The organism is Nocardia glycosmidis, from assembly GCF_052545115.1.
In genome coordinates, this window is record NZ_JBQWRH010000015.1 from 79,447 (window position 1) to 97,585 (window position 18,139).

An 18,139-nucleotide genomic window follows, 5' to 3' on the forward strand; every position below is an offset into this window, starting at 1 on the left:
CTGCTCAGGTTTCGCAAGATGATTCCCCCTGCGGGTTGGCGGCCGGATCTGGTTGCTCTGGATATCGACGGCACGATCTGTGCGGAAGGGGCGCACCCGCTTCTTTCGCATACCACGATCAGCCCTGGGGTGCGTGCGGCTCTCACAGCAGTGTTGCGTTCCGGCGTGCACGTAGTGTTGTCCACCGGGCGGCCGGTGTTGTCGGTGTTGCCGTTTCTGACCGAACTCGACTTGTCAGCAGGCATCGCGATCTGCTCGAACGGTGCGGTCTGGATCGACGCCGCTACCGGTAGGATTGTCGACCGCATCACGTTCGACTTGGCCGAACCGGTTGCGGTGCTGCGTGAGCTGCTCCCTGGTGCGGTGTTCATCGCCGAGGAGGCCGGTGTCGGCGATCGCACGACCGGGCACACCGATATGCGTCCGGAGATCAGCAGCACGGAGCGCCGAGTCGACTTCAGCGAACTGGTCTCGACCCCTACCACCCGGCTGACCGTGCACTGGCGGGGACGAACCAGTGCTGAGCTTGCCGCCGTTCTCGCATCGACGCCGACGCCATGGATGCAGTATGCAATCAGCCTGGACGGACCGTGGATGGTCGCTACCCCGCCGGGGGTGACCAAGGCATCCGCACTGGAGAAGCTGCGCGTTCAGCTCGGCGCTCCAGCAAGCGGGACCCTCGCGGTCGGCGATGGTGTCAACGATCTGGAAATGCTCGCCTGGGCAGCCCACGGGGTAGCCATGGGGCATGCTCCCGACGTTGTTCGGGCTGTAGCCGACGAAGTCTGCCCACCGGTCGGCGAGGATGGCCTGGCCACACTCCTGACCCGGTGGTTCTGACCTTCGCTCACCACTGCGCGCCCGTCGCCCAGCGGTAGCAAGACCATCGCGACGGTATGTAGTCCATGCATCAAGATCACCGGGAAGGCCGCCCGTAGCCCATCGAGCTACACGGGGCTACAATCTCAGCATGAAGGTGATCACGCAGCGGGAATTCCGCAACAACTCTGCGGCGGTCATGAATGCCGTCGAGGCCGGGGAGACGTTTCGCGTAACCCGTAACGGAGTCGAGGTGGCCGAGGTGCGACCAGTCGGCCGCCAGCGCCGCCGAAGCGCCGAAGAGCTCGTCGAACGGCATCGCAAACTTCCGCGCGTCGACTACACCCGAATGCGACAAGAGGCCGACGAGTTCTTCGGAACGGAAGATCGCATCGGCGACGACGCTTGGGGATCGCGTTCATGAGCGACCGGCACACCTCGGGTGTACTCGACACCTGCACGTACATCGACCTGTACGCGCTCGATCCGGCGGTCCTGCCCGAATTACCCGAGATCACGGCGATCACGCTGGCCGAGTTGCACCAAGGCGTTGCGATGGCGAAGGACACCGCCACCCGGGCAGCACGATCGGAGCAACTCGGCGCCGCCCTCGTGGATTTCGATCCGCTGCCATTCGATGAGGACGCCGCGACACGCTACGGCACCCTGGTAGCACTCACCCTGACAGCGAAACGCGACCCGCGGCCCCGCCGGATGGACTTGCTCATCGCGGCGATCGCGTCAGCACGCGGACTACCGCTCTACACCCGCAACAGCGCGGATTTTCGCGGGCTGGAAAGCATGCTCGAGATCGTCGCGGTCTAGCTCGAGCAATTCCGGCGCACTAGCTGGAACCGAGCCACTGATGGGGCTGGCCGGTCACCCCGGCAATGCAATCGAAGTCGTGGTCTCGATGCAGCAACGTCAACCCTCGCAGCTCGGCGGCAGCGGCCACCACCAGATCGACCGGGCCGGCGCTGCGATGCAGCCCTCGTTTCGTCAGTTCTCCCTGCACGGTCCAGGCCCGGTCATACGCACGATCATCGACCGGCTCCCAACCGAATAGCGACCGCATGTCTTCCACCGCTCGCTCACGGTCGGCTACGGAGCGTGCGCTGAAAAAGAACTCGAGTTCGGTGATCGGGCAGATCGCAATCAGTCCGGCAGCGGCGGCGCGCCGCCACACGCGTGCCTCGTCGTCACCTCTGACGAGCGGGACCAGAGCGCTCGTGTCGATGAGGAACTCAGCCGCGCTCACCGACGGTATTTCCGCTTGTCCCCGAGGACATCCAGATCGAACGCACCGTCTGCGACGGCATCCTGGAGACGAGTGAGAGCCAGCGCGCGGCGACGCGTTTCCAGCACCTCACGAAGCGCCGCGTTCACCGTCTCCTTCGTCGTTCTTGTGCCCAGCGCCTTGGAGACATCGGCCACAAGCTGGTCATCGAGGTCTATCACGGTCCGAGTCACGCGGCACCTCCCGAGCGATATCTGAGACTGAACAATTGATATCACCAGCAGGCACTGCTGTAGAAGGCCCGGATCTCACCCCGCCGATCCCTTCGCGACATCAGCGAACATCCGTTGGATGGCGTGCCTGTCGGACCGCGTCGGTGTACAGCTCGTTGGTCAGTTCTTCGGAGGTGACGCCGAGTTCGGAGAGGACTGTACGTAGGTCCGTGAAGGCCTGGGGCAGGTCGGGTTCTTCGGCTCGGGTTTCCAATTCGAGGAAGGTGCCGTCGATTTCCGGGACCTCCGCGATGGTGGCGAGCATGTGCCTGCCGACGGCGGTGAACTCGAAGTTTTCGCATCGTTTGGTGAAGGCCAGGGCGGGCTGGTATCCGAGCCGGGCGATGATGTCGCGCATGGCGTCACGATCGGCGACGGGGGTTTCGAATTCGGGTTTGGACCCGGTCGCCTCATCGACGGCGGGGTCTTTGAAGGTGAGCACATGTCGGCGACTGCCGGAGGGGTCTTCCACCGTGCGGAGCCGGAATTCACGGCCGGTGCGGTCGAGGTCGCCGCTTGGGGTGTCGTAGTAGGTGTCCTGGTAGGACACGACATCGGGTGTGACTCGCTCGCGTAGGGCGGCGCGAACCCGGCCTGGGTTCGTCAACCTGGCTTTGTATTCGGCCTCGATCACGGTGCTGCCTCTCTGTGGCTGGTCAGACGACGCGGTGTGCGGTGGTGATGGCCTGTTCCACGGTTCGGCGAAAGGCGTGGTGCAGAATCCCGCCGGGTTGGGTTCGATCCGCTGGGTCGGGCACGCATGGGCTTCGCGGTGGTCGGTGAATGCAGAGACGAACATGATTCCGCGGGGCCCGTTGACGCTGATGATTCGCCATACCGGCACGTGATCGTAGAGGTAGACCTCGACTCGGCGTCCGGCAGCGACCAATTCACGCAATCGTGAGAGGGACAGACGAATACCGGCGGAGAATGACTCGGCCGATTCGCCGATCTCCTGCGCGCGGTAGGCGGCGGCAGCTGAGTCGGGGTCGAGCAGAAGTGCGCGTAGCCTTGCGTCGACCGGGATGACTTCGCGTAGGAGTGAGTCCTTCAATCCCAGGATGCCGAGCCCGCGCACCGCCATGACATCGACGGTGGCCGCATTGCGGACCGCTGTGCGGATGTCCTCGGCGGCGTCGGCCTGGGTCGGGTAGGTGCGGGTGATCTCGATGTGATCGGCCGACGTGGTCGGGTGGTCGTTCTGGGGTGCGAGTCCCAGGGCGATCCGGGCTGGGTCCGGCATCCCCAGGCCGTCGGCCAGTCGCTGGAACGAACTGAGGCTGGTGACCTGCCGGCGCCGGTTGATCAGTTCGTTGATCCGGCCTTGGGAGATGGCCAGCGCGGTAGCCAGGCGTTGCTGGCTGACGCCGGTGTGCTGCTGCACCAGCCGGAGGATACCGGCGACATCACGATCGGCGAGAAGACGCCGGGCTTCCTCACGCGCCCAAATTTCGGTGGGGACGACGACCGGCCTGAACGCGGATCCATGCACGACTTCCCCCGTCCTGAGCCCCCCACCAGGGTTTATCTCACCGCGAGATTATCAGGTCGGCCGGTGATATCCCCGCTGTGTGATCGAAAATCCATGCGCGCCTTGGCTTACTGGATGCACTGTCCACCATGCCCGAAAGGCGTCGCGCATGCTGGACTGAGAATCGGGGAGCGATGGCGATACAGATAGTGCGTGGCGCGCTGATGACCAGCGATTACACCGACCACCAGGCCCGATCGGTCGGGCAAGGGGCGTGGGTGGTTTCGTCCATGCCGGGGCGGACGTTCGACTTGGAGCAGGCGGTAGCCGCCATGCGGATCGCGGAGATCACGGGTGAGGCGAAGGGGTTGGCCGATCTGTTGCGGGTGCCGCTGCTCGAGGCTGTCGGGCGTGCCATGGTTGCCTCGCCCTGGCGCTCAGGTGGACGCTCCAGGCGGTTCCCGCTCGACCTATTCGGCGCGAATCACACCGACGGCGCCGCGCGGTGACCACCCATGCGAACGCCGCCGCGTTCGGCGTCGCCGCGGCCGGATGAGGACGACCTGCACATCCGCTTCACCTACAGCTCCGGCGAAACGGTCGACGCGTGCGCCTGCCGGACCGCCGCCGAGAACTTTCTCCATCACTGGCGGCGAAGTCATTCACCCCACCTTGCCGCGCACCTGGTGCTCGACGGCAACACCGACTACCCCAGATTGAGGTGTGAACAGCTATGGCTATCGCGATGACGACCGGTTTCGGGGACACCCCGCAATCCCGATGCCTCTACTACCGGCGGATCTGCGGCTTACCCGCCGTCATCGACCCACCTGAACTGGGCCGGATCATCCTGCGCACGGGCAGCGTGTGGGGCGTCACCATGCCGATTCGGCTGGGGCAGCGGGTGAAGGCCCACATACAGAGTCGCGGCGACGCGCTGGGGCCGATCGTCGCGCATCCGCGGTCGGGCCGATGGACATTTCTGACCGATCCCGATATCGAACTCGCCGACGTGGCGATGTTCGCCGAACTGTGGCGATCGAATGTCACCATCGCCCATACCGGGGGCGGTGATCGCCCTGCCATCGCCCACGGCGGCTGGAGGCATACGGCACTGGATAGAGCCTCCGCGCAACATGTTTCGCCCGTCGGGTCACACGGTAGTCACGGCCCTGCGGGTATGGGCCGATGAGCATGGCCGACACAGGTCGCGCGGGTGAACCGGTCGCGCATGACGACGTTCTTTCTCTGCGACGTCGCCGAGAGATATTCGCACCACGCTCTTTTCAAGGGGGACTGCCCGATGTTCATTGCTTTCGCCGCCACCGTATGGACAGCGGCCTGCTACTTCGTCGGTATGGCGGTGCTGGAGCGCCGCCTCGACCGTGTTTGTCCGGAATCGCACTGCCCACACTGCGGGCACTCGACCGAACCGGCTGTTGCCGCCGCGCCCGCCCCGGAGCCCTGGATGCTGACGCGGACCTTGCCGACCACCGTGCCGTTGCTCGCCCCGCACCGCCTGCCCGCGATTGTGCGCTGATACCGGCCGCCGGTTGCCGATGGTCATCGGCGGCAGCAGCGGCGCACGAGCATTTCGGCGGCCGAGACGCTGTAGCGCGCTCGGCTTACCGTTCGGCATGCTCGAGGAAGCTGGAGTAGACGCCCGCGTAGCCCATCATCAGGGATCGACCACATGGCTGACGAACCGGGCACCGCACGGAAAGGGCCGATCACCGTTGCCATTCTCCACACGGCATGCCCGCGATGGCGAGCTGACTTCGCGCGTTCACCAGCGGCCATATAGTTCGTCCAGCCCGACCAACTCGACCTCACCTTCCCGCTCGGCCCGTTGCAGGTCTGCGCTGAATCCCGCGCCGGAATAGCAGAGCAAGCGCATACCGGTGAGATCGAATTTCCCGCTCGCGGCGAGCAGTTCGCGAATGCGCCGCAACCGGTCCAAGTGGCCGAGGCCCATCACCTCGTTCCATTTCGCCTCCCCGATGCCGAGCAGCGGTGGGCGGCCGTCATCGGCGTGACCGATCGCGACAACGTCGACCTCGTGTGTCGTACGGTTCGCCGAATCATTGACCGTGCCGGACGAAACCCGCACCGGAAAGTCGCCGAGCCGATTGCGGCCGGTGCTCTCCTGGGCGAAAAGCATGGCCCACTCGCGGCAGATTCGCTCGAAGTGCGGACCGATCACGTTGCTGGCGAACCGATGCGACGCCCGCTGCCAGATCCGACCGGTGTCCGTGGCTAAGGTCAGCTGAGGCCAGAACGGCCGCATGATCGCGTGATAGAAGGTGACCAGCGGTTCGGCGATCCGGAATTCGCTGCGGTTGGCGCGGAAGGCGTCGGCCTCGCGGGTGATGAAACCGGCGTCCTCGAGCACGGTCAAGGGGTGCGCCAGCGTGTTCACCGGGCGGCCGACGTGGCCGCCGATGCCGCCCCGGCCGGTGTTGCCGGCGGCGATCGCGTTGAGCACGGAGTGATAGAGCGCGCCATCCCGGAGATCGGGCTCTTCGGCGAGCAGGTACCGCGCCTCGAGGAACATCGGGCTTCCGGGGGACAGGATCGCTCGAACCACCCAGTCATCGAAATCCGCGAGATCCGCGGGCGCGTCGTAGCGGATCATCTCAGTCCGATACGCCGGTGTTCCGCCCACCACCGAATGCACGAGCAGAGCCAGCCGCGAATCATCGATTCCCCAGAACTGCGCTGCGCGCCGGTAATTCAATGTGGTGACCGGCAACTCGAGTGCTGCGCGGCCGCGCAGCGGGGCATTTCCCGAAAGCAAATTTCCCATGAAGGACAACGCCGAACCGCACAGCAGCAACCGGGTGCGAGAAGCGGTGCGCTCGGCGCGTCTCGGCGAGTACGCCCCCTGAACAATCGAAGGCAGAGCTGGATTCGCCCTGGCCAGATAGGGAAACTCATCGATCACCACGGGCGTGTTCCCCGCGCGGCCCATGCGCAGAAGTACGTCGATCACCTGCCCCCAGTTCGCCGGGGTGAAGGGAGCGACAAGATCGAGGTGGTGGCTGAGCGCCTCCCCGATCGCGGCCAGCGATTCCGCGTCGGTCGCCTCCTGCGCGGAGAAGTAGAAGCCGCCGGCGACTTCACAGACCGCCTCGAGCAGAAAACTCTTGCCTTGCCTGCGGCGACCGGAGACCACACCGAGAGACGCACCCGGTGTGGGATCCTCGACGAACCGGGCCAGCGCCTCCCATTCCCGGTCGCGATCGAAGATATCCGACGGCTTTCGCACGCGACCTCCCAAGAGTAATGCACTTATGATAACTGTACTACTCTTAATGTCCACGCAGTCGACGGCAGGTCATCCGGTCAGGCCGGTGACGGTCGCCTGCTCTCGCCGCAGTTCCAGGGCGATGTCGATGAGCTGGTCCTCCTGGCCGCCGACCAGCTTGCGCTCGCCCGCACGCACGAGCATTTCAGCGGCCGAGACGCCATAGCGTTCGGCTTGACGTTCGGCGTGCTTGAGGAAGCTGGAGTAGACGCCCGCGTAGCCCATCATCAGCGCCTGGCGGTCGAGCAGGCATTCCTGCGGCATGGTTGGGCGGACGACGTCTTCGGCGGCGTCGGCGATGGCGAAGAAGTCGATGCCGGTCCCGATGCCGAGCTTGTCGCACACGCCGACCAGCGCTTCGACGGGTGTGTTGCCCGCGCCCGCACCGAAACGGCGTGTGCTGCCGTCGATCTGGGTGGCGCCCGCGCGGATGGCGTAGATGGAGTTGGCGACGGCCAAGTCGAGGTTCTCGTGACCGTGGAAACCGACCTGGGCGTCGCTGCCGAGTTCGGCGACCAGCGCGGCGACGCGGTCGGAAACCTGTTCCAGCACCAATGCTCCGGCGGAGTCGACGATGTAGACGCACTGGCAGCCCGCGTCGGCCATGATGCGGGCCTGCCCCGCCAGCACCTCGGGCGGCTGGGTGTGCGACATCATCAGGAACCCGACGGTCTCCAGCCCGAGCGCGCGCGCCAGGCCGAAATGCTGGATCGACACATCGGCCTCAGTGCAATGCGTGGCGATCCGGCAGATCGACGCGCCGTTGTCCTGCGAGATCTTGATGTCCTCGGTCACCCCGACGCCGGGCAGCATCAGTACGGCGATCTTCGCCCGCTTCGCCGTCTCGGCGGCGATGGTGACCAGTTCCTGTTCCGGGGTCTTGGCGAAGCCGTAGTTGAACGACGAGCCGCCGAGACCGTCGCCGTGGGTCACCTCGATCACCGGGACGCCCGCGCCGTCCAGCGCGGCCACGATGTCGCGGACCTCCGTGCCGGTGAACTGGTGGCGCTTGTGATGCGATCCGTCGCGCAGGCAGGTATCGGTGACGCGGATGTCGAGTTCCGCTGAAAAGGTCATTTCGAAAGCTCCTTACACCCGGGCCGTGGTGTCCGATTGGTCGCCGCGCTGTGCACAGATCTGTTCGGCGATGATCTCGCCGACCTGTGTCGCGGCGGCGGTCATGATGTCGAGGTTGCCCGCGTACGGGGGCAGGAAATCGCCCGCGCCCTCCACCTCGACGAACACCGACACCTTCGCCATGCCGCCGGAGACCACCGATGGCTCGTCGAACTGCGGCTCGTTGAGCAGGCGGTAGCCGGGCACGTACTGCTGGATGCCGGTGACCATCCGGTGGATGGATTCGGCGATCGCGTCGGTGTCGGCGTCTTCCGGGATGGCGCAGAAGATGGTGTCGCGCATGATCATCGGCGGCTCGGCCGGGTTGAGGATGATGATCGCCTTGCCCCGGGCCGCGCCGCCGATGGTCTGCACACCGCGGCTGGTGGTCTTGGTGAACTCGTCGATGTTCGCGCGTGTTCCGGGGCCCGCCGAGACCGACGCCACCGACGCGACGATCTCCGCGTACGGCACCGGAACAACCCGCGACACCGCGGCGACGATCGGGATCGTCGCCTGACCGCCGCAGGTGATCATGTTGACGTTCGGCGCGTCGAGATTCGCGCCCAGGTTCACCGGCGGCACGACGGCGGGACCGACGGCGGCCGGGGTGAGGTCGACGGCGCGGATGCCCGCTTCGGCATAGCGCGGCGCGGCGGCGCGGTGCACGTACGCCGAGGTCGCCTCGAAGATCAGGTCGGGCAGTTCGGATTGCGCCAGCAGTCGGTCCACGCCCTCGTGCGAGGTTTCCAGCCCGAGCCCGCGCGCCCGCTTCAGGCCTTCGCTGTCCGGGTCGATCCCGATCATCCAGCGCGGCTGGATCTTCTCCGAACGCAGCAGCTTGTAGAGCAAATCGGTGCTGATATTGCCGGACCCGACGATCGCGGCGGTGACGGTCCTGTTCGCGGACACGACAGCCTCCCTAGCTGAATTGCAGACGGACAGAACCGAGTCCGGCGAACTCGGCGCGGAACGCGTCGCCCGGGCGGGCATCGATCGCGCGGGTGCACGAGCCGGGCAGCACGATGTCACCCGCTTTCAGCCGGACGCCGAAGTCCGCCACCTTGCGCGCCAGCCAGGCGACCGCTATCGCGGGGTCGCCGAGTACGGCGTCGCTGCGGCCCTCGGCGACCACCTCACCGTTACGGGTGAGCACCGCGTCGATCGCTGTGACGTCGATCTGCGCGGGCGCCACGCGCTGGGCGCCGAGCACGAAACCGGCCGAGGACGCGTTGTCCGAGATGGTGTCGACCAGGCCGATGTTCCAGTCCTTGACCCGCGAGTCGATCAGCTCGATCGCGGGCGCGACGGCGGCCGTGGCGGCGAACACGTCCTGCTCGGTGCAGTCCGCTCCCGGCAGGTCGGCGCCGAGCACGAAGCCGACCTCGACCTCTACGCGCGGGAACAGGTAGCGGCCCGCTTCGACCGGAACATCTTCGTACACTTCCATTTCCGCGAGCAGATGCCCGTAGTCCGGCTCATCGACGCCCATCATCTGCTGCATGGCTTTCGAGGACAGGCCCACTTTGTGCCCGACCACGCGGGCGCCTCTATCGAGCCTGCGCCGGATGTTGATCAACTGGATCTCGTAGGCGTCGACCACGTCGATGCCGGGGTGCCTGGCGATCAGCGGATCGATCGCTACCCGTTCGCGCTCGGCGCGCTCGAGTTCGTTGGCCAGTTCGGTTCGTATCGCGTCCGACAGCACGCTAGTCCCCTTCCACAGTTGCTCGATCGACCGCTGTGACCTGCTCGCCCGCCGCGGACCGGCCCGCCCTGCGGCCGGAGAAGACGCAGTCGGCCAGCGACAGACCGCTGACGTAGGACTCGGAGCAGACACCGATCGCGGTTCGCCCGGCCGCGAAAAGTCCCGGGATGTCCGCACCTTCGGTCGACCTGACCGCGCCGGTGCGCTCGTCCACGACGACGCCGCCGAGGGTGAGCATGGGGCACGGATTGGTCCGGCTCGGTTTGATGCCCACATCCAACAGCCAGAACGGGCCGGTGCCCACCGGCTGGGTGAACTCGGCGGGCTTGCCGACCGGATCGGGGGCGCCGCTGGCGATCGCGGTGTTGTGCGCCTCGACCGTCGCTCGCAGCCCAGCGGGGTCGATGCCCGCCTTGGTCGCGGCCTCCTCGAGCGTGACGCCGTGAATCGCGGTGCGCCGCATGGTCTCGAACTGCCCGCGCTGGAACCACGTGCTCTGCTTGCCGATCTGCCCGATCGCGGTGCGCATCAGCGCGTTGTCGGCCAAAAGCCACCCTTTTCCGCCGTGTTCGGTGATCAGCGCGTGACCGATAGCGGCGCCGTAGCGTGTCTCGTCCATGACCCGGCGACCAGCGGCATCCACCAAGAGGGCACGGGTGAAAGCGCTGGGCGGCAAGAGGAATCGCCACGCGGAGATGTTGTCCATCCGGTCGACGGCCGCACCGACCTGCTGTGCCATCAGGATGCCGCCGCCGTCGTCAGCTGTGGTGCCCAGCAGAAGACCTCCGCGATAGGCCGGTGCGTACTGCCGCACCATGTCGCGATTGGCGATGAACCCGCCCGCGCTGACCACTACCCCACGGTGGGCGCGGACGCGAATCGTGGTGCCATACCGCCGTTCCAGCCCGGCCAAACGCCGTTCCAGCAGTCGGCGCAGCGGCGGATAGTAGATACCCGGTTTGGCCGCGACATTCGCCATGCGGGTGTAGCGGTCCCGAACTCGGCCGGGCGCGTCACGCAGCGTATGGCATTCGACGCCGATCACCGAACCGGCGCTATTGGTTATCAATTGAGTTGCACGCGTACGGGTTTCGACGCGCACGCCGAGCCGGGAAGCTGCGGCGGCGAGCGCGCCGGTGAGCTGCTTACCCGAAGCGCCCCGGCCTTTCACCCGATGTCCGCGCGGGGCGGCCGGAATATCCCGGAAGGCGCCAGAGCTCTCGCTACCGGAGTAGTACAGGTAGTAGTGATCGTTGGGGTAGGAGGTCTTGTACGGGCACAGCGAGGCGTCGAAAGCAACGCCATGCCCCTTCAGCCACTCGATCAGGGCTGGGCTCTCATCGACGAACCGGTGCAGCGTCTCGGCGGTGACCACGTCGCCGACCTCGCGTTCCAGATAGGCATACATCGCCTCCGGGGTGTCCTCGACTCCCGCCTCGCGCTGCACCGAGGTGCCACCGCCCGCATAAATGATGCCGCCGGACAGCGCCGACGCACCGCCTCCCGCGAACCGCTCGAGGACGAGCACCCGGGCGCCCGCCGCCGTCGCTTCCAGGGCGGCCGCCGCACCCGCGGTGCCATATCCGACCACGACAACGTCCGCGGCCAGGTCCCAATCGAGGGCCATGTCCTGCACTCCGGTCTCAAATTGAAACAAGTTTCTCGGCAAATGGAATGTCGAGCAAGCCATCTGCCACACAACATAGACCAATAGCGCGTCCATTCTATAACGTGTTCTACATGAAAGATCGGGAATACGACGTGGCGGTGGTCGGCAGCGGGGCGGCCGGCCTGACCGCTGCCCTCACCGCGGCCCATCTCGGGCTGAGCGTGGTGGTCATCGAAAAGGCCGCGCACTACGGCGGGTCGACGGCACGCTCGGGCGGCGGCGTGTGGATCCCGGGCAACAAGGCGCTGCGCGCGTCCGGTCGGCCCGACGACCGTGCAGACGCGCGGACCTACCTGCACGCCATCATCGGCGACGTCGTACCCCCCGAACGCATCGACACCTTCATCGACCGCGGCGCCGAAGCCTTCGACTTCGTACTCGACCACACGCCGCTGAAAATGCGCTGGGTGCCGGGCTATTGCGACTACTACCCCGAGGCGCCGGGCGGCCGGGCCGAAGGACGCTCGTGCGAACCGAAGCCGTTCGACGCGAAGGTTCTCGGTTCGGCGCGGTTCGATCTGGAACCGCCCTACAGCAGCGCGCCGCGCAACGTCGTGGTCACCCAGGCCGATTTCAGGCAGCTCAACCTCATCCGGCGGCATCCGCGCGGCCTGCTGCGCGCTATCCGGATCGCCGCCCGCACCGCCTGGGCCCGGCTCACCGGCAAACACCTCCTCGGCATGGGACAGGCGCTGGTCGCGGCGCTGCGCAAGGGACTGCTGGACGCGGATGTGCCGCTGCTGCTGAACACCGCGTTGACCCGGCTGCTCGTCGAGGACGAGCGGGTCACCGGGATCGAGGCCGAACACGAGGGGGCGAGCATCCGCGTCGCCGCACGCTACGGCGTCGTGCTGGCCAGCGGCGGCTTCGAGCGCAACGCGCAGATGCGGCACGCCTACCAGCGCGAGCCCATCACCAGCGAATGGACCACCGGCGCGGCCGCCAACACCGGCGACGGCATCAACGCCGGTCTCGAACTCGGCGCGGCCGTCGATACCATGGCCGACGCCTGGTGGGGGCCGACGATCTTCAAGGGCGGCAAGCCCTGGTTCTGTCTGGCGGAACGCAACCTACCCGGCTGCATCGTCGTGAACGCCGACGGGAAGCGCTTCGGAAATGAGTCCGCGCCCTACGTCGAGGCCGTGCACGCGATGTACGGCGGCCAGTACGGTCGAGGCGATGGACCGGGCGAGAACCTGCCCGCCTGGCTGGTGTTCGACCAGCGCTACCGCGACCGCTACATCTTCGCGGGGTTGCGGCCCGGCCGGCGGTTTCCGTCCCGCTGGATGGAAAACGACCGCATCGTGCAGGCGCCGACGCTGGCCGAACTGGCCGCGAAGCTCGGCATACCGGAGCCGAACCTGGCCGCGACCGTCGAACGGTTCAACGGCTTCGCGGCCGTCGGCGTGGACGAGGACTTCCATCGCGGCGACAGCGCCTACGACAAGTATTACGGTGATCCGACGGTCAAGCCGAACCCGTGCCTGGCGGCGCTGGGGAAGGGACCGTTCTACGCCGCCGAGATGGTGCCCGGCGACCTCGGCACCAAAGGTGGCCTGGTCACCGATACCGCCGCCCGGGTGCTGCGTGCGGACGAAACCGTCATCGAGGGCCTCTATGCCTGCGGCAATGTCAGCGCCCCGGTGATGGGCCACAGTTATGCGGGCCCCGGGGCCACCATTGGTCCCGCACTCACCTTCGGTTATCTGGCGGTGCTGGATATCGCCGAACGTAAGAAGGCGCGGCACGCTGCGGCCGCTGCCGGGGCCTGAGGGCGGGTCGGGCTCCCGGCCGCAAGTACGCGGCATCAGCCGCATCGGTCCGCGGTGACGCCGTCGTGGAGCGTGTGTGTCGGCGAAACACGGGCAGTCTGGATTCGTCCACAATCATGCACAAGGAGTTCTGATGCCTATCGACCCGAAGATCGCGCTCGGTGCGCGATTGCCCAGCCGGGAGTTCACCTGGACGCCCTCCGACGTGCAGCTCTATCACCTCGCCCTCGGCGCGGGTGCGCGTTGGACCGACCTCGCCGAGCTGCGCTACCTCGACGATCGGGAACCGCAGGTGCTGCCGAGTTTCGCCACTGTGGCGCCGACGCTGCACGAGACCGGGAGGCCGAAGGTGAGCTTCCCCGGCATCGACATCGATCTGGCGAAGGTGGTGCACGGCCACCAAGAGATCGAAGTGCATCGGCCGATTCCCGCCGCGGGTAAAGCGACCAGCACCGGACGGATCACGGAGATCTGGGACAAGGGCTCGGCAGCGGTGGTGGTGCAGGAGAACACCGTCACCGGTTCCGATGGAGCGCCCCTGTGGACAACGCGGTCAGCTATTTTCGCTAAAGGCGAAGGCGGCTTCGGCGGCGAACGCGGCCCCCGCACCAAGTCCGAGTTGCCCAACCGCGCACCGGATTTCGACCTGACCACACCGACGCTGCCCCAGCAGGCGTTGCTCTACCGGATGTGCGGTGACCGCAATCCGCTGCACTCCGACCCCGAATTCGCCCGCGCGGCCGGCTTTCCCGCCCCCATTCTGCATGGACTGTGCACCTACGGAATCGTCTGCAAAGCCGCGATAGACACTGCGCTGGACGCCGACGCGAGCCGGGTCACCGGGTTCCGCGCCCGATTCGCGGGCGTGCTCTACCCCGGCGAAACAATCCGCACCCGCATCTGGCGACAGGACAACACACTGACCGTCGCGGCGACGGTCGTGGAGCGCGACGACGCACCGGTCCTCAACGACGTCACCCTGCGCTTCCAGCCCGCCGAACGCCGGGCGCACCCGAAGGGTGACCTATAGGAAGGGTCGATGTAGGACGCAGCTAGGACAGCCGCGCGTGCCGACGCCGCGCCGCACACTGTCTGATCAGATGCCGGTGCCACGCCGGACATCCTCCGGGCGTAGTGCATTGACATCGACCTCTGCCCGCCTGGCAGCCAGGCCCTGGATCACCCGGGCGAACAGCGCCACGATAAGGACGGGCCACCAACGGCGCCGGTAATGATGGCATCGCGGCTCGACCCTGGAACGGCGGCTACCGAGTCACGGCGGGCCCGGATCGGGACAATGCACAAAGCCGGCTCTGCAAACGCGCGATATCCGGTACTCCCCGCACGTCTCGGACGAGCTCGCCAACCGGCACGGGCGCTACCAACATGAGTTCACAATCGGCGTCATACAGAACATCGATCACGTTCACGAACCGCATCACATGGTCCGGCGGAACTTCGCTCAGCAGCGGAACATCTCGGATTTCCCACCGCTGAAAGCGTTGCGCAAGTTCAATATAATCAGCCGCGGATGTCGGGGCGCCACACAAGTCGGCGAAATCTACGGCAAGCACCCCATCAGCGGCAATAGCGCGAAATCTGCGCGCACCGATAACTATCTCGACGGCCGAGCCATTGACCGGTTGTCCCCCGTCGGCGTCTTCAGCGCCGCGAAAAAGCGCGGCTTCGGCACCGCACGACGTGTATCGCCCCGGAGCCACGATGTATCGTCCGGCCGCGAATCCTGTCCGGGAATGCGTGCGGGAGTTCAGCATACGATAGTCGACCGGGCCGTCGACCGACACCACATCCATGCGCGCCAGAATTCGTTCGATCGACGGCACGAACCGGTCGTGAAACAACGGATTGGACAGTAGCTCATGCGGCGCGTAATTCGACGTCACCACCAAGACGACACGATGGGCGAACAGCGCGTCCAACAGCCGCGCGATCAGCATCGCGTCGCCGATGTCGTGGGCGTGGAATTCGTCGAAGCAGATCAGCCGAGCATCGCCGAGCAGCGCGGCCAGCGCGGCGTCGATCGAGCCGGATTCCCGCACCGCGACGTGCAAGCGGGCGAAGAACTGGTGAAAGTGGTAGCGCCGCTTACGTTCCGAATTCACCTCGGCGAAGAACCGGTTCATCAGCATGGTCTTGCCACGGCCCGGCCCACCGTGCAGGTAGACGCCGCGACGACACCGGATCGGTTTGCCGCGCTGATCGAGCAGCTCCCGCAACCGCGCCGCCGCCCGAGCCTGGTCGCAGTCCCACTGGATCACATCGGTTTTCATGACACCTCCTCTTCCTCTACATTTGTAGAGGCAGGTCCGAACGGTGACCAGGAAAGGTGATCATGTCCACAAGCGACCGGCGCGTACTCCTCATCGACACAGCCATAGCGCTGATCGCGACCCGGGGTCTGCGGGCGCTCACGCACCGAGCACTCGACAGCGCGCTGGAACTGCCCGCGGGATCGGCCTCGTACTACTTCCGCACCAAACGCGCGCTCATCGAGGCCATCGTGGAGCGGATCACCAGTCGCTCCCGGGACGAATTCACCGCCGCTGCGCTCACGCCGACCGGCACGCCCACGCCCGAATCGGTCGCCGCGGCTATCGCCGGCCGGCTCGACCGGCTACTGGCCGATCGGCGCGATCAGCTGATCGCCCGCCACGCCCTGCTCATCGACCTGCTGGACGACCGCGACCTGCACGCCGGACTCGCGCGCTGCCTCTTCTCCACCGAGCGCGCCACAGACCTGTTCCGCGCCATGGGAGCTGCCGATCCCGGCGCCCGCGCCGACGACTTGGTGGCTGTCATCGAAGGCGGGGTCTTCGATCGCTTCGCGGGCAACCGCACCGGACTCCCGGCGAACACACCGGCCAGCATCGACCAGCTCACCCGGCTGCTCCTCCCGCATTTGACCGTCTGAGCCGTGGTCCGACTCACCGGGGCCAGCCGCGCTGGCTGTAGGCGATTCCGGTCAGATAGCCCTGGATGCCGGCCCTCGAATAGGGAATGAGGGCTTCCGGCAGGTCGGTGCGGGAGAACCAGCGGAGCTCATAGGATTTGTCGGGCTCGCGGTTCACCGGCTCACCGGACCAGCGGCGGGTTTCGAAGAACAGACCGATGCGTGGTTCGCGGCCGGGTGCGACGACATGCGCGGTGTGGATGTGCCGCAGGTCGGCGGGGTCGATACCGACGCCGAGCTCCTCGTACGCCTCCCGAGCCGCGGCGGCGATCGCCGATTCTCCCGCGTCGAGCTTCCCCGCGGGCAGATGCCACAGGCCGTCGAACTCGTCCGAGCTGCGCCTCCTGCTCAGCAACACGTCCGCGCCGCGCAGCAACAGGACATGCACGTCCACCAGATGCCGATCCACCACCGCCTCAACCTAATGCTGCGTTCCTCAAAGGTGGTAGATAAAGCGGCGGCGTAGGGTGCGGGGTTTTGGTGCGGGGCGTCCCCAGATCCAGGGTCGTGCGCGGGCGTTGAGGGCGGCGGTAGCCTGGCGGGTGGCTGCGTGTAGAGACCAACGATGTGGGTTCTTTTGGGACGAAGTACGGGTCCTTGCTCGTCGTCCACGACCGCGGTCGACGCCATCGAACCAATCACCGGGCGCATGACAAACCCCGCCAGCTTGCGAATCTTCCTTTCCTCCAACGCAACCTGCGGGACCGCAACCAGAACCTTCGGCAGAACCCACCTCGACCACATCCGAACCATCAAGACCAGCAACAAGATACATGACCTTTGAGGAACGCAGCACCGCTCTGCTGGAGACCCGGGTGGCCGACCTGTTTCGCGCCGCGAAACGCCCGCTTGACCATGGGACAGGCAATGCGTTGCATAAAACCCGACTGCATTCTTTTCACCGTGTGCATCCGCACTAGCCGAGAGGGGAATCGAGAATTCCATCCACCATATCCGTGATGTGACTTTCGACCAGGACAGGTCCGCCGTGAGGACCGGGACCACCCGGCAGGTCATGGCGGCGCTGCGGAACGCGGCGGTGAACCTGCACCGGCTCGGCGGGGCCACCGACGTCGCCGAGGCATGCCGGGCCACAGCGTTCTACCTAACCCGCGGCGCGCATCTACTCACACCGGAAATCTGCAGTTCACAGGCTGCTCAACGAGAATGCCGTAGCCCCGGCTAAATGTTCAATCTTCTTCCGGCACACAAGTAATGGAGATAAATATGGCAAACAGTGAACCATCGACTGACCGGCGACTCGTGGTGCGTGCGGAGGAACGTGACAGTCGGTGGTTTTTCGGTGATCTCACCGAGATCATCGCAACTGGTGAGCAGACAGAGGGCCGGTTCACGCTCTTCCATACTCACACCAAGCCCAATGGCCAACCGCCCCTTCACGAGCACGATGATGAAGATGAGTGCTTCTTCATCCTGGAAGGCTCAGTGACTTTCTGGGCAGCCGACTTCACGGCGACCCTGCACCCAGGTGACTTCATCCTCCTGCCGCGTCACGTCCCACATACCTTCCAGGTGTCACCCGACCAGGAAGCGAGGTGGATCACAATCCTCGCTCCCGCCGGTTTCGAAAAATTTGTCATCGAGATGTCGGTCCCAGCAGAGCGCAGGACTTTAGCACCTAAAGACCTCTCCTCCTTTCCGAACCTCGAAGAACGGATGCAAACCGCCGCCGCAAAGCGGCATATCACTCTGCTTGGACCGCCCGGGACACTCCCTGGGGCATGACGGAGCCTTTCCGGGTAGCGGCCGAGCTGGTCGCGTGACCTGCAGCGCCGC

The 18,139-nt window shown here is 66.0% G+C and carries 20 protein-coding genes and 2 pseudogenes; 11 read left to right on the forward strand and 11 right to left on the reverse strand.

What is annotated here, in order from left to right:
* Nucleotides 1-18 precede the first annotated feature (18 nt).
* The 3 genes from ACT86A_RS19460 to ACT86A_RS19470 all read left to right on the forward strand — a co-directional run bounded on the left by ACT86A_RS19460 (nucleotide 19) and on the right by ACT86A_RS19470 (nucleotide 1,644).
* Nucleotides 19-840, forward strand: a complete 822-nt coding sequence (locus ACT86A_RS19460) for an HAD family hydrolase (RefSeq protein WP_445093588.1) — start codon at nucleotides 19-21, stop codon at nucleotides 838-840.
* 130 nt (nucleotides 841-970) lie between these two features.
* Entirely contained in the window at nucleotides 971-1,243 is a 273-nt protein-coding gene (locus ACT86A_RS19465) for a type II toxin-antitoxin system Phd/YefM family antitoxin (protein WP_445093589.1), read from the forward strand.
* The gene (locus tag ACT86A_RS19470; protein WP_445093590.1) at nucleotides 1,240-1,644 is read left to right on the forward strand and encodes a type II toxin-antitoxin system VapC family toxin; all 405 of its coding nucleotides are present in this window, start codon (nucleotides 1,240-1,242) and stop codon (nucleotides 1,642-1,644) included. The genes ACT86A_RS19465 and ACT86A_RS19470 overlap by 4 nt, the downstream gene beginning before the upstream one ends.
* 19 nt (nucleotides 1,645-1,663) lie before the next feature.
* Here ACT86A_RS19470 and ACT86A_RS19475 read toward each other — a convergent pair whose 3' ends face one another.
* The 3 genes from ACT86A_RS19475 to ACT86A_RS19485 all read right to left on the reverse strand — a co-directional run bounded on the left by ACT86A_RS19475 (nucleotide 1,664) and on the right by ACT86A_RS19485 (nucleotide 3,820).
* A complete protein-coding gene (locus tag ACT86A_RS19475; protein WP_445093591.1) occupies nucleotides 1,664-2,077 on the reverse strand; it encodes a PIN domain nuclease in 414 nt (137 codons plus the stop codon).
* Nucleotides 2,074-2,289 carry a type II toxin-antitoxin system VapB family antitoxin gene (locus tag ACT86A_RS19480; protein WP_445093592.1) on the reverse strand — a complete coding sequence of 72 codons (216 nt, stop codon included), beginning with the start codon at nucleotides 2,287-2,289 and terminating at the stop codon, nucleotides 2,074-2,076. Before ACT86A_RS19480 ends, ACT86A_RS19475 begins: the two co-directional genes overlap by 4 nt.
* A gap of 100 nt (nucleotides 2,290-2,389) precedes the next feature.
* The gene (locus ACT86A_RS19485; RefSeq protein ID WP_445093593.1) at nucleotides 2,390-3,820 is read right to left on the reverse strand and encodes a CYTH domain-containing protein; all 1,431 of its coding nucleotides are present in this window, start codon (nucleotides 3,818-3,820) and stop codon (nucleotides 2,390-2,392) included.
* Nucleotides 3,821-3,993: 173 nt separating this feature from the next.
* Here ACT86A_RS19485 and ACT86A_RS19490 point away from each other — a divergent pair, with 173 nt between their 5' ends.
* The 3 genes from ACT86A_RS19490 to ACT86A_RS19500 all read left to right on the forward strand — a co-directional run bounded on the left by ACT86A_RS19490 (nucleotide 3,994) and on the right by ACT86A_RS19500 (nucleotide 5,339).
* Nucleotides 3,994-4,308 (forward strand): hypothetical protein, encoded by a 315-nt coding sequence (locus ACT86A_RS19490; protein WP_445093594.1) that lies wholly within the window; start codon nucleotides 3,994-3,996, stop codon nucleotides 4,306-4,308.
* Between the two features lie 236 nt (nucleotides 4,309-4,544).
* Nucleotides 4,545-4,991: a DNA-directed RNA polymerase subunit beta gene (locus tag ACT86A_RS19495; protein ID WP_445093595.1), complete on the forward strand. Its 447-nt coding sequence runs from the start codon at nucleotides 4,545-4,547 to the stop codon at nucleotides 4,989-4,991.
* A gap of 111 nt (nucleotides 4,992-5,102) precedes the next feature.
* Nucleotides 5,103-5,339: a hypothetical protein gene (locus tag ACT86A_RS19500; protein ID WP_445093596.1), complete on the forward strand. Its 237-nt coding sequence runs from the start codon at nucleotides 5,103-5,105 to the stop codon at nucleotides 5,337-5,339.
* A gap of 41 nt (nucleotides 5,340-5,380) precedes the next feature.
* Here ACT86A_RS19500 and ACT86A_RS19505 read toward each other — a convergent pair.
* The 6 genes and pseudogenes from ACT86A_RS19505 to ACT86A_RS19530 form a co-directional block, all read right to left on the reverse strand.
* Nucleotides 5,381-5,487 (reverse strand): annotated as a pseudogene (locus tag ACT86A_RS19505) (4-hydroxy-2-oxovalerate aldolase family protein); the annotation flags it as partial.
* 98 nt (nucleotides 5,488-5,585) lie between these two features.
* Complete coding sequence (locus tag ACT86A_RS19510) at nucleotides 5,586-7,067, reverse strand: AAA family ATPase (protein WP_445093597.1); 1,482 nt, start codon at nucleotides 7,065-7,067, stop codon at nucleotides 5,586-5,588.
* Nucleotides 7,068-7,136: 69 nt separating this feature from the next.
* Nucleotides 7,137-8,183 carry a 4-hydroxy-2-oxovalerate aldolase gene (gene dmpG, locus ACT86A_RS19515; RefSeq protein WP_445093598.1) on the reverse strand — a complete coding sequence of 349 codons (1,047 nt, stop codon included), beginning with the start codon at nucleotides 8,181-8,183 and terminating at the stop codon, nucleotides 7,137-7,139.
* Between the two features lie 12 nt (nucleotides 8,184-8,195).
* A complete protein-coding gene (locus ACT86A_RS19520; RefSeq protein WP_445093599.1) occupies nucleotides 8,196-9,134 on the reverse strand; it encodes an acetaldehyde dehydrogenase (acetylating) in 939 nt (312 codons plus the stop codon).
* 10 nt (nucleotides 9,135-9,144) lie between these two features.
* Entirely contained in the window at nucleotides 9,145-9,930 is a 786-nt protein-coding gene (locus ACT86A_RS19525) for a 2-keto-4-pentenoate hydratase (protein ID WP_445093600.1), read from the reverse strand.
* Between the two features lies 1 nt (nucleotide 9,931).
* Nucleotides 9,932-11,557 (reverse strand): FAD-binding protein, encoded by a 1,626-nt coding sequence (locus tag ACT86A_RS19530; RefSeq protein WP_445093601.1) that lies wholly within the window; start codon nucleotides 11,555-11,557, stop codon nucleotides 9,932-9,934.
* A gap of 113 nt (nucleotides 11,558-11,670) precedes the next feature.
* Between ACT86A_RS19530 and kstD the strand changes: the two genes are divergently transcribed.
* A complete protein-coding gene (gene kstD, locus ACT86A_RS19535; RefSeq protein ID WP_445093602.1) occupies nucleotides 11,671-13,371 on the forward strand; it encodes a 3-oxosteroid 1-dehydrogenase in 1,701 nt (566 codons plus the stop codon).
* A 133-nt stretch (nucleotides 13,372-13,504) separates the two neighbouring features.
* Nucleotides 13,505-14,401 carry an enoyl-CoA hydratase ChsH3 gene (gene chsH3 / locus ACT86A_RS19540; protein WP_445093603.1) on the forward strand — a complete coding sequence of 299 codons (897 nt, stop codon included), beginning with the start codon at nucleotides 13,505-13,507 and terminating at the stop codon, nucleotides 14,399-14,401.
* Between the two features lie 235 nt (nucleotides 14,402-14,636).
* Here chsH3 and zapE read toward each other — a convergent pair whose 3' ends face one another.
* The gene (gene zapE, locus ACT86A_RS19545; protein WP_445093604.1) at nucleotides 14,637-15,662 is read right to left on the reverse strand and encodes a cell division protein ZapE; all 1,026 of its coding nucleotides are present in this window, start codon (nucleotides 15,660-15,662) and stop codon (nucleotides 14,637-14,639) included.
* A 62-nt stretch (nucleotides 15,663-15,724) separates the two neighbouring features.
* Here zapE and ACT86A_RS19550 point away from each other — a divergent pair, with 62 nt between their 5' ends.
* Nucleotides 15,725-16,303 (forward strand): TetR/AcrR family transcriptional regulator, encoded by a 579-nt coding sequence (locus tag ACT86A_RS19550; RefSeq protein WP_445093605.1) that lies wholly within the window; start codon nucleotides 15,725-15,727, stop codon nucleotides 16,301-16,303.
* Nucleotides 16,304-16,316: 13 nt separating this feature from the next.
* Here the strand turns inward: ACT86A_RS19550 and ACT86A_RS19555 are convergent, their stop codons facing one another.
* A complete protein-coding gene (locus ACT86A_RS19555; protein ID WP_445093606.1) occupies nucleotides 16,317-16,754 on the reverse strand; it encodes an NUDIX hydrolase in 438 nt (145 codons plus the stop codon).
* Nucleotides 16,755-17,270: 516 nt separating this feature from the next.
* Here ACT86A_RS19555 and ACT86A_RS19560 point away from each other — a divergent pair.
* A pseudogene (locus tag ACT86A_RS19560) lies at nucleotides 17,271-17,528 on the forward strand (hypothetical protein); the annotation flags it as partial.
* A gap of 41 nt (nucleotides 17,529-17,569) precedes the next feature.
* Nucleotides 17,570-18,088, forward strand: coding sequence for a quercetin 2,3-dioxygenase (locus tag ACT86A_RS19565; protein WP_445093607.1), 519 nt, complete (start codon nucleotides 17,570-17,572; stop codon nucleotides 18,086-18,088).
* The last annotated feature ends 51 nt before the right edge of the window (nucleotides 18,089-18,139 follow it).

Coding starts and splice junctions, on each gene's coding strand:
- ACT86A_RS19460 (WP_445093588.1), top strand. CDS start 19: ATGATTCCCCCTGCGGGTTGGCGGCCGGATCTGGTTGCTCTGGATATC.
- ACT86A_RS19465 (WP_445093589.1), top strand. CDS start 971: ATGAAGGTGATCACGCAGCGGGAATTCCGCAACAACTCTGCGGCGGTC.
- ACT86A_RS19470 (WP_445093590.1), top strand. CDS start 1,240: ATGAGCGACCGGCACACCTCGGGTGTACTCGACACCTGCACGTACATC.
- ACT86A_RS19490 (WP_445093594.1), top strand. CDS start 3,994: ATGGCGATACAGATAGTGCGTGGCGCGCTGATGACCAGCGATTACACC.
- ACT86A_RS19495 (WP_445093595.1), top strand. CDS start 4,545: ATGACGACCGGTTTCGGGGACACCCCGCAATCCCGATGCCTCTACTAC.
- ACT86A_RS19500 (WP_445093596.1), top strand. CDS start 5,103: ATGTTCATTGCTTTCGCCGCCACCGTATGGACAGCGGCCTGCTACTTC.
- dmpG (WP_445093598.1), bottom strand. CDS start 8,183: ATGACCTTTTCAGCGGAACTCGACATCCGCGTCACCGATACCTGCCTG.
- ACT86A_RS19530 (WP_445093601.1), bottom strand. CDS start 11,557: ATGGCCCTCGATTGGGACCTGGCCGCGGACGTTGTCGTGGTCGGATAT.
- kstD (WP_445093602.1), top strand. CDS start 11,671: ATGAAAGATCGGGAATACGACGTGGCGGTGGTCGGCAGCGGGGCGGCC.
- chsH3 (WP_445093603.1), top strand. CDS start 13,505: ATGCCTATCGACCCGAAGATCGCGCTCGGTGCGCGATTGCCCAGCCGG.
- zapE (WP_445093604.1), bottom strand. CDS start 15,662: ATGAAAACCGATGTGATCCAGTGGGACTGCGACCAGGCTCGGGCGGCG.
- ACT86A_RS19550 (WP_445093605.1), top strand. CDS start 15,725: ATGTCCACAAGCGACCGGCGCGTACTCCTCATCGACACAGCCATAGCG.
- ACT86A_RS19565 (WP_445093607.1), top strand. CDS start 17,570: ATGGCAAACAGTGAACCATCGACTGACCGGCGACTCGTGGTGCGTGCG.